7 protein-coding genes and 1 pseudogene are annotated in these 9,956 nt (G+C 73.5%); 1 reads left to right on the forward strand and 7 read right to left on the reverse strand.

Annotated elements, in window-relative coordinates; all coding sequences use genetic code 11:
• Window positions 1-9 precede the first annotated feature (9 nt).
• The 4 genes from K7C98_RS07860 to K7C98_RS07875 all read right to left on the reverse strand — a co-directional run bounded on the left by K7C98_RS07860 (window position 10) and on the right by K7C98_RS07875 (window position 4,316).
• Window positions 10-1,098: a calcium/sodium antiporter gene (locus tag K7C98_RS07860; protein ID WP_224190953.1), complete on the reverse strand. Its 1,089-nt coding sequence runs from the start codon at window positions 1,096-1,098 to the stop codon at window positions 10-12.
• Between the two features lie 140 nt (window positions 1,099-1,238).
• Window positions 1,239-1,976: a hypothetical protein gene (locus K7C98_RS07865; protein ID WP_224190954.1), complete on the reverse strand. Its 738-nt coding sequence runs from the start codon at window positions 1,974-1,976 to the stop codon at window positions 1,239-1,241.
• A gap of 71 nt (window positions 1,977-2,047) precedes the next feature.
• Window positions 2,048-3,748, reverse strand: coding sequence for a serine hydrolase domain-containing protein (locus K7C98_RS07870; protein WP_224190955.1), 1,701 nt, complete (start codon window positions 3,746-3,748; stop codon window positions 2,048-2,050).
• Window positions 3,738-4,316, reverse strand: a complete 579-nt coding sequence (locus K7C98_RS07875; RefSeq protein ID WP_224190956.1) for an RNA polymerase sigma factor — start codon at window positions 4,314-4,316, stop codon at window positions 3,738-3,740. Before K7C98_RS07875 ends, K7C98_RS07870 begins: the two co-directional genes overlap by 11 nt.
• Window positions 4,317-4,561: 245 nt before the next feature.
• Between K7C98_RS07875 and K7C98_RS07880 the strand changes: the two genes are divergently transcribed.
• A complete protein-coding gene (locus K7C98_RS07880) occupies window positions 4,562-4,924 on the forward strand; it encodes an AgmX/PglI C-terminal domain-containing protein (RefSeq protein ID WP_224190957.1) in 363 nt (120 codons plus the stop codon).
• A gap of 69 nt (window positions 4,925-4,993) precedes the next feature.
• On the opposite strand, the gene K7C98_RS07885 is transcribed toward K7C98_RS07880, so the two are convergent.
• The 3 genes and pseudogenes from K7C98_RS07885 to K7C98_RS07895 all read right to left on the reverse strand — a co-directional run.
• Window positions 4,994-5,404 carry a hypothetical protein gene (locus tag K7C98_RS07885; RefSeq protein ID WP_224190958.1) on the reverse strand — a complete coding sequence of 137 codons (411 nt, stop codon included), beginning with the start codon at window positions 5,402-5,404 and terminating at the stop codon, window positions 4,994-4,996.
• 116 nt (window positions 5,405-5,520) lie between these two features.
• Window positions 5,521-8,457 (reverse strand): bpX6 domain-containing protein, encoded by a 2,937-nt coding sequence (locus K7C98_RS07890; RefSeq protein ID WP_224190959.1) that lies wholly within the window; start codon window positions 8,455-8,457, stop codon window positions 5,521-5,523.
• Window positions 8,454-9,956 (reverse strand): annotated as a pseudogene (locus K7C98_RS07895) (hypothetical protein); the annotation flags it as partial. The gene K7C98_RS07890 and the pseudogene K7C98_RS07895, both read right to left, overlap by 4 nt.

Here is a 9,956-nt window from a genome sequence, read left to right on the forward strand (position 1 = left end):
GGCCGCGGCTCATGCGGCTCGACGGCGCCGGCGCAGCTCGAGCACGAGGCCGACCAGCAGCGTGATCGCGGTCAGCGGCAGGGCGACGTAGCGCATGGCCATGCCGTAGGTCGCCAGCGCCTCGTGCTGCTGCGACGCGAGGATCAGGTAGGCCGTGTACGCGCAGTAATAGAACAGGAACAGCAGGCCCTCCCAGCGCGACAGGCTGCCGCCGGTGATGAACAGCGGCAGGCACGACACGGCGACCGCGGTCATCACCGGGATGTCGAACGCCAGCGCGGCCGGGGCCACGGCGATGCCGTTCGGCGCGACGGCGGCGCTGATGCCGAGGACGCAGAAGATGTTGAAGATGTTGCTGCCGACGACGTTGCCGACGGCGATGTCGCGCTGGCCGCGGACGGCGGCCAGCACCGAGGTCGCGACCTCGGGCAGCGAGGTGCCGGCGGCGACGATGGTCAGGCCGATGACCAGCTCGCTGACGCCGAACAGGCGCGCGAACGCGACCGCGCCGTCGACCAGCCAGTGCGAGCCGAGCACCAGCATGCCGAGGCCCGCCACCAACATGACCAATTGGACAGGTACCTTCGCGGTCAGGCTGCCGGGCTCGGTCAGCGGGGCCTCGTCGCCGCCGCTGTCGCCGCTGCGGCGGGCGATCCGCAGCAGGATGACGGTGTAGGCCGCCAGGGCGGCGAACAGCACGACGCCGTCGACGCGGCCGATCGTGCCGTCGGCGGCCATCAACCAGCACGCCGCGGAGGCGAGGATCATCAGCGGCACGTCGAGGCGCACCAGCTGGCGCTGGACGATCAGCGGCGCGAGCAGAGCGGACAGGCCGAGGATGAACAGCAGGTTGAAGATGTTGCTGCCGACGATGTTGCCGAGCGCGACGTCGGCGCCGCCGCCGGGCGCGAGCGCGGCGCTGATCGAGACGGCGAGCTCGGGGGCCGAGGTGCCTAAGGCGACGACGGTGAGGCCGATGACCAGCGGGGTCACGCCGAGCCGGGCCGCGAGGCGGGCCGCGCCTCCCACCAGCAGCTCGGCGCCGACGACGAGGAGCACGAGGCCCAGGACGAACAGCACGATGGTGAGAGCGGACATCGGTGGCCGGGAGGATACGCGACCAGAGCGGCGTACGCCGCTCGCCGCGCTGTATTGCCGCCCGGGAACCGTGGCCGCGCGCGGGTGCGTGGTCGTCGCGGCCGTTCGCGCGCGCGCGCGCGCGGCGGCGCCCCTACGCGCTACTTCTTCTTCTTCTTCTCGTCCTTCGCGTCCTCGTCCTCGCCCTCGCCCTCCTTGAACTTGTTGGTGGTGAGGGTCTCGTCCTTCTCGATCTCGTCGAGCGCCTTGTTGATGCCCTCGAGCTCGGTGCGCGCGTTCTTGAGAGCGTCGGTGAACGCGGCCTCGCCGGCGATCTCCGGGCCGAGGTTGTTCACCACCTCCTCGAGCGGGCGGAACAGCTTGTTGTAGCTGGCCTGGGTGTTGCCGCCCTTGGTGCTGCGCTCGGACAGCTTGTCGATCTGCTTGATCAGCGCCTTGAAGCGGTCCTGCAGCGGCTTGATGCCCTTGTCGGCGGCCTTCTGCGGGTCCTTCGCGGCCGCCCACTTGCCGGTCTCCTTCTCGAGGTCGTCGATGAACTTGCCGGTGTCGGCGTCGAGCGCCTTGTACTCCTTGAGCCGCGTCTTGATCCACTCGCGCTCGACCTTCTCCATCTCCTTGGCGTTCTCGGCCGCCAGCTCGGCGTCGATCTCGGCCTTGGTCTTGAAGCCGGCCTCCTTGCGGCGGCGCGCCAGCTCCTCCTCCGAGACCTTGGACTCCTGCTTGAGCTCCGACACCTTCTTGGACTCCGGGCCGATCTGGTCGGCGATCGACTTGCGCTCGCCGCCGTCGCACGCGGGCGCGGCCATGAGCAGCCACGGCAGCGCGACCATCAAGCTGCGCGTAACGACATGGCCCGAGAGAACAGTACGTTTGGACATGAGAAGATCCCCCAGCCGGCACGATACGAGCGGGGGCGCGAGGTTGTCAAATCCCCGCTCTCGATCACGCTTCAGCCGTCGCGCTCACGCTTGAGGATAAAACGCAGTTCGCCCTGCTGCAGCGTGAGGTGGGCGACGGGGGCGCCGGGCGGGCCGAACTCGGCGAGGGTGGCCGAGGGGTCCTTGAAGAAGAAGCGGTCGTCGCCCATGTAGTGCATCCATTTGTCGCCGTGCTCCGGCACGCGCATGAACAGGCGATCATCGATGCGGAGCACGCGGACCTGCTGCAGGGCGCCGAGTTCGTCGGCCTCGATGAGGCCCTTCATCGCCTGCTGCGTCGTCTCGGTGAGCACGTAGTTGCCGCTGTAGCGGGCGAGCTCGGCGACCGACAGGCGCACCTCGGTGTGCTCCTGCGGCGGTTGGACCTCGGCGCCGTGGGCGATCTGCGCCAGGTCGTAGGCGACGGCGCGGGTGTCGACGGCCTCGGTGTTGGCGAGCACGAACACGGTGACGCCGTCGCCGAGGAAGCGGGCGATCGTGGCGTTGTAGCCCTCGACGCCGCCGGGGTGCCAGGCGATCGTGTCGCCGCCGTCCTTGCGCACGAACCAGCCGATGCCGTACTCGCCGCGCGCGACGGTGGTCATCTCGTCGAGGCTCTTCTGCGAGAGCACGAGGCCGGGCGTGCGCAGGGCGCGGTCCCAGCGGGCCAGGTCGGCGGCGGTCGAGACCATGCCGGCGGCGCTGCCGTAGGCGGAGAAGTGGCGCTGCGCGGCCGGCACGAGCACCTCGTCCTCGTCGAACTCGTGGCCGAGCGCGCCCGGGGTGAGGCCGATCCCGCTGTCCTTCATGCCCGCGGGCGCGAGGACGTTGTGCGTCAGGTAGTCGGCGAAGGGCTGGCGGGCCACGTTCTCGACGACCTGGCCGAGGAGGAAGTAGCCCGAGTTGCTGAGGTCGAAGTCGGTGCCCGGGGCGAACTCGAGCGGCAGGTCCTGGAAGATCGCCCGCACGTCGGCGGTGGTGACCGGGCGGGTGTGGCCGACCAGGAACACCGCGGCGTCGGTGTAGCTGGGGATCCCCGAGGTGTGCGTCAGCAGGTGGCGCAGGGTGATCCGGTTGCCGGTGGCGGGGTAGTCGGGGATGTACTTGCGGACAGGTGCGTCGAGGTCGACCAGGCCGCGGTCGCGCAGCTGCAAGATCGCCGCGGCGGTGAAGGTCTGGGTCAGCGAGCCGATCTTGAACCTGGTGGTCGCGGTGTTGGGGCCGTCGCGGCGCAGGTCGGCGCGGCCGTAGCCGCGGGTCAGCACGAGCTCGCCGTCCTTGACCACGCCGACGACGCCGTGGAACTTGAAGGCGTCGCCGTAGTTGCGGCCGAACGCGCCGATGTAGGCGTCGACGCGCGCCTCGAGGTCGGCCGGCAGCGCCAGCTCGGGCACCGGCGGGCCCTCGGGCAGGGCCGCGGCCACCGGGGCCGCGTCGCGCGGGGGCTCGGCGGGGATGATCTTCGGAGCATGTCGCGAGAGACCTGTCCATTCGGGCATCCAGCCGGCGGCCGCGGCGGTGGCGACGGCGACGGCGACGGCGGCGACGGCGAGGCCGGCCAGGCGCGGGGCGCCGAGGCCGAGCAGGCGGCCGAACGGGGCGCGAGACTCGGTGCCGCGGCGCTCGGCGAGGTCGGCCGCGAGGACGCGGTCGGCGAAGTCGGCCGGCGGCTCGGCGGCGGTGAACGCCGCGAGCGCGCGGCGCTCGGCGTCGGTGCGAGGTTCATCGTGCACGGTACACCTCCTCCAGGGCGCGGCGCAGGGCGGCGCGGGCGCGGGACAGTCGCGACTTCACGGTGCCGAGATCGATCTGCAGGTTGTCCGCGATCTCCGCGTACTCGAGCTCGTGGTACTCGCGCAGCAGGAAGGCCGCGCGGAACTCGGGGGACAGGTCGTCGATCGCCAGCTGCAGCGCCGCGGCCAGGCGGGTCCGCTCGGCGTCGGCGTCGGCGGCGTCGGGGCCTGCAGGCTCGGCGGCGGGGTCGATCGGGGCGATGTCGGGCCGGCGTCGCCGCAGCTCGTCGATCGCCAGCCGGCTGGCGATCGTCAAGATCCACGTCGACAGCCGCGCCGGCCCGCGGCGGTCGAATCCCTGCAGGGCCCGGAACACCCGCAAAAAAGTCTCCTGGGCCAGGTCCTCGACCGGCGGCGCGCCGGCGCGGCCGTGTAGCATGCGCGACAGCAGCGCGAACACGGGGCGTTGATAGCGGACCACCAGGTCCCGCCGCGCCCGCGCGTCGCCCCGCTGGGCGCGGGCCAGCGTGAGCTCGTCGAGCTCGTCCGGTGGTCGAGGAGGCGGCACGGCGTCGGGGTCCCGCGAGGCGAGGGCGGTCACGCGAGGGTGTCACGGCGCGGCTCGCTGCGGGTTCCCGAGCGCCGCAAAAAAACGCCGGGCGGCCGCACAGCGGTGCTCTTGGGGGCGCGAGCGAGATCGCCCGCAGGGTCGGGGCCTCCTTTTATGATGGTAGCCGCGAGAAAGATCGCGGTGGCCGGGAACCTCGGGGTCGCGTCGCCGTGGAACGGGGCGAACGAAGGAGACGCGACACCATGCGCAAGATGTTCTCGCTACTGATGCTCACCACGATCGTGACGGCGGCCGCCCCGGCGCGCGCGGACGAGGGTTCGCTCGACAAGGACCTGATCCGCAGGGTGGTGCGCGCGCACATCCCGGAGATCCGCGCCTGCTACAACGAGGGCCTGGCCCGCAAGCCGGAGCTGGCCGGCAAGCTGACGGTGGACTTCATGATCGGTACCGACGGCCATGTCAGCAGCAGCGAGGTCCAGGGCTCGACGCTGGCCGACGCGACGGTCGAGGGCTGCATCGAGGCGACGGTGATGAACTGGCTGTTCCCCAAGCCCGACGGCGGCGTGGTGAAGGTCAGCTACCCGTTCGCGTTCGAGCCCGGATGAGATGTCGTTGAGGGCATGTCGATCAGGGCATGTCCATGGCGACATGTCCATGAGAGCATGTCGAGAGGGTCAGCCCCACAGCTGGAGGCCGATGGCGATGAGGCCGCCGAGCACGGCGCCCCACAGGCCGCCGATCACGGCCCCGGCGGCGCCGCCGACGAGGGCGGTGTCGCCGATCGGCGTGTCCTCGTCGGGGGCCGGCTCGCCGCCGGCCTCCGGCCGCGCGGCGGGCTTGTCGTCGCCGACGACGGGGGCCGGCGCGGACCTCGGCAGGCGCCGCGGGGTCGGCTTCTGCACGCAGCGCAGGCAGCCGGGCAGCAAGGCGGTGACCTTGGGGTGCGGGCTGACGGCGTCGATGTCCCAGGCGCCGCGGCCGTCGTGCAGACCGAACCGCGAGAACGCGAGCTTGCGGCGGCAACGGTGACAGAAGCCCTGGGTGGAGGCGTAGATCGAGTTGAGGGTGTCGCTGTCGAATGCCATGATCGTCGCGCGGGGTTGAGCCTCGTATACGCGAGCCGCTTGATCTGGTGCGGACCACCCGGGACGGCGCGGGAGAGGCCGCTGGTGGCCTTCTGACGCTGTTTTGCGCGGGTCCGTCAGACCACGCGCAGCGACCGCCGGAGGGCGCCGTCGCGGAGGTCGATCGCCAGCACGCGGCCGCGATCGTCGGCGATCGCGAGCAGCGGATCGACGAGGCGGAGCGCGGCCCGCCGGGCGCCGGCGAGCGCGACGACGGCGCGGGTCCGGCGGTCGGCGACGGTGATGACATGTACTTCGAGACATGTCTCGAAGCGCAGGGCGACGGCCAGCCACGGGCCGTCGACGACGACCTGCAGCGGGGCGCCGGGGAGGCTGAGGAGGTCGCCGGCGAGGCCCGGGCCGTCGCCCGGGGTGCCGACGGCGCGCTGGTCCTCGCGCGAGACGAGCAGGAGCGGGGCGAGGCCGTCGACGTCGGCGCGGTGGCAGGAGACGTGCTCGCCGCGCGGCGACTCGGCGCTGCACAGGCGTTCGAACCAACGGGCGCCGGCGTAGGCGAGGCCGAGGACCTGGGCGACAGCGGTGGATTGGGGGCCCAGCACGAGCTCGCGCCGGCGCAGGGTCCAGTCGGGCAGGTCCCAGCGCCAGCGCTCGAGCGCGTTGGGCCCGCGCGCGACGGTGACGACGGCGACGGCGGGGGCGCGGGCGATGGCGACGATCGCGGCGTCGTCGAGGTCGCGGCGATCGAGGGCGCGCAGCTCGGCGTCGACGAGGGTGTCGACGAGTACCAGCTGCGTGCGCTCGGGCCGGAGGATCGAGGTCTCGGCGACGAGCCAGGTGTGGCCGTCGAAGCTCGCGGCCCAGCGGGCGAGCCGGGCCTCGCACCACGAGGCGGCCTTGCGGCGGACGAGGTCGAGGCGGGCCAGGCGGACGACGTCGGGGCCGCGCGGGGCGACGGCGATCGCACGGTCGCCGTGATCGGAGACGACGAGCGCATGCGCGGGCTGGTCGGCGTGCCAGCGCAGCTTGCCGAGGCGGTCGTAGAGGCGGACGCCGAGCTCGCCGAGCGCGACGAGCAGCGCGCCGTCGGGCAGGACGGCGAGGTCGAGGACCGCGATCGCGCCGACGTCGCCGAGGCCGTAGGCGATCGCGCGCGGGCTCGCGGCCTGCTGCAGCGGCTCGGGCGGCGGGGGGCTGGGCCAGGCGGGGAGGTCGACGCGGAGGGCGTCGTCGCGGAGCATGAGCGCGAGCTTGCGGAACTGCGGCCTGTCGATCGGTCGCTCGCCGCGGGCGGCGTCGGCGAGCAGGGCGCGGACCAGCGGGCGCGCGGCGGTCCGCACGGGCACGGTGCCGGCGGCGAAGGTCGCGAGCATGTGCACGCGCGCGTCGGTGTGCGTCGGGTCGTCGGGGTCGGTGAGGCGGGCGAGCAGGTCGAGGTGCTCGCCGAGGGCGTCGTCGAAGCGCTGCAGCTTGCGCGCGAGCATCCGCGCGCCGGGCGGACCGCCGCGCTCGATGGCGTCGGTCATCCACTGGCGGACCTTTGAGATGGCCTCGGGGACAGGTGTGGCGACGTCGACGGCGGCCTCGAAGTCGCCGGCGGCGGCGAGGGTCTCGGCCCAGGCGAGGCGCAATTCGGCCGCCTCGTCGCGGCGCTCCGGCTCGCGCTCGAGGCGGGCGACGGCGTCGGCGAAGGCGCCCTTGCGGCGGGCGACGAGGACGGCGCGCTGGCGGTCGCCGGCGAGGAACCACTGGCGCACGACCATGCCGGGCGGGAGGCCGCGGGCCTCGGCGATCTCGGCGGCGACGCGGCCGCGACCGTGACGCTCGAGGAAGGCGACGGCCTCCTCGTGCGCGTGCAACAGCTCGGCGAGCATGAAGGCGGCTTCGTCGATGCGGCCGTCGTGGGCGAGCCGATCGAAGGCCTTGCGGTAGAGCTTGCGCAGGTAGGAAAACTCGCTGCTCTCGAGCAGCAGCGACGAATTCGCGGGGACGGCTCCCGGACGGATCTGCAGGTCCTTGCGCGCGCCGAACGGGCCGAGAGGGGGCGCGCCGGGCGTGTCGTCGGCGCCGCCGCCGAGCGGGATGGCGTGGCGCAGGGCCTCGCCGTAGTCGCCGCGCTCGAACATGTCGACCAGGCGTCGCAGGTATCGCGCGTGCTGGCGGCCGAGGAGGCGCAGCAGGCCGGTGTAGTCGAGGAAGCGGGCGATGGCGTCGAACAGGCGCGAGCGAGGTGGCGGTGAACCGGGTGGTGGTGGCGGGGACGCAGGTCGCGGGGGCGGTGCAGGGGCGGGGCCTGATTCGCCGAGGATGCGGCGGATCGCGGCGGCGCCGAGCGCCAGCGCCGGAACGATGGCGAGCACGCCGAGCAGCGAGACGGCGGCCCCCGGGATGGTGAACAGCACGACGACCGCGATGGCTCCGAGGGCGCCGGCGAACCACTTCGGGGCGTCGCGGGTGATGACCTCGGAGCGGGCGGCGGCGCTGCGGGCCCGGGCGTCGACGCGGGCCTGTTCGCGCCGCGCGGCCGCGGCCCACATCGCGGCGGCGACGGCCTTTGCGGCCGGGGGCGGCGGCCCGACGAGGTCATTGAACATTGCCCGGACGGGTCGCGGGTCGTGGTGCGCGGCGGCGGGGCGGGGGGGATCGCCGAGCGAGCCGACCTCGACGATCTCGAGGTCGTCGACGGCGAGCCATTCGCCGGGGTCGACGGGGCGCTCGAGCGTGATGAATTCGCAGGCGCCGCGGCGCACGTGGACGAGCGCGCCGGTCGGTGGGTCGAGGGCGGCGAGCTCGTCGTCGGCCAGCGGGGCGCTGACGAGCCAGCGGCCCTGGGCGGTCACCGGGAGGCCGGGGGCGCGGTCGCTGCGGAGGCGGCGGGCTTGCGGCCAGAGCACGAACCACGCGTCGTCGGCGACGGCGAACACGGTGGCGCCGGGCTGCCAGAGGTCGAGGACGCGCCGGCGGGCGGCGAGGACGTCGCCGGCGAAGGCCGTGACGATCACGCCGATGGCCTCGACGCTGCCGCGGTGGACGGTGTGGCGCGGGCGGACGGTCACGCGTCCTCCGGCACGAAGCGGGCGAGGGGGGCGTCGTAGGGCGGGCGCAGGACGACGACGGTGCCGCGGGTGGTGACGTAGGCGAGGTGGCCGCTGACGAGCGCGATGGTGGCGTGGACGACCGGGTCCTCGGCGGTGACGAGGTGGCGGGTGGTGCCGCGGTGGAGGACGAGGAAGTTGCGGTCGGAGGTGAGGGTGACGAGGGCGGGGACGTGGTCCTTGAAGTCGCCGAGGTGATGGCCGGGCAAGAGGCCGATCACGCGGTCCTCGGTGGTCCACTCGGCGTGGATGTCCTTGTCGTTGTGGAGCCGCCAGTGGCCGGGCGCGAGGGAGACGGCGCAGTGCCAGCCGTTGGCGGCGTCGCGCGCGAAGTGGGCGCCGAGCGGTCGATCGGGGCCGAGGAGGTGCGGTGCTTGGACGGCGGGGCCGCCCACGAGGATCCACTGATTGGGCACTTCGCCGTCGGGCCCGAAGTCGCGCCATGACACGTGGGCGGTCCATCCGCCGCAGTAGGCGAAGGCCAGGATCGGCCGGGTGCGGAAGTAGAACGTCGATTTGTCGGGGCGCTCCTGGAATGTGTACAGGTCGTCGTTGCCGTCGTGGAAGACCGTGTGGTTGTCGCCGAAGAACAGCGGGCGCAGGGTGTCGGGCCGGGTCAGCGGCGTCGATCCCCGGGGGAAGTGCAGGCTGTCGTGGCTGCTCGCCGATCGGCTGGCCTTGCGGAGCAGCACGGCCGTGCCGTCGTCCTGGACCACGAGGGCCGCGCTGCCGCGGTTGTACGAGCCGACGGCGGCGGGCGGGCGCGGCAGCTCGGGGAAGTGCAGCTTGGGCTTGCCGACGCCGCCCTGGGGCGAGTGCGGGACGGGATAGACGATGACGCCGCCGGCCTGGGCGCCGGCGAACACGCGCGAGCCGTCGTGGGCGATGACGAGGTTGGTGGCGGGGACGCGGCGGGTGCGGCGGCGGTCGCGGGCGCTGGGCGTGGCGCGATCGGGCGGAAAGGGGTCGCGGATCAGGCGGACACAGGCGGGGCCGTCGGGCAGCGGCAGGCGGACGGCGACGGTGCGACCGGCGGCGGTGCGCAGGTCGGCGGCGAGCTCCGGCGGCTCGGCGCCGAGGACGTCGCGCAGCTCGACGGTGGCGACGCCGGGCCAGGCGAGGCGGCGCACGGTCGAGCCGCCGATCAACCATATGTCCTTGTGGTCCTGTCCGTGGAGACATGTCCTCCAGGACTCGACGTCGGCGGCGGTGGGGGCGACGGCGGTGCGGCGGGCGAGGAGGGCGCGGATGGTGTCGCGGGTGACGGCGTCGACGAGCGGGACGTCGGGGGCCTGGAGGACGCCCCAGGCGAGCGCGGCGCGGCCGAGGCTGGCGCGGCGGGCGAGGGCGAGGAGGGCGGCGAGGTGGGCGAGGCGCGGGCCGCCGAGCTGCGAGGGGCCGGCGTCGAACAAGATCACGCTGGTGCGCGCCCTGGCCGGCTCGCGGCGCTCGAGGCGGAG

Origin of the sequence: Nannocystis pusilla, assembly GCF_020073745.1 — a bacterium.
Taxonomy (GTDB): Bacteria; Myxococcota_A; Polyangia; order Nannocystales; family Nannocystaceae; genus Nannocystis; species Nannocystis radixulma.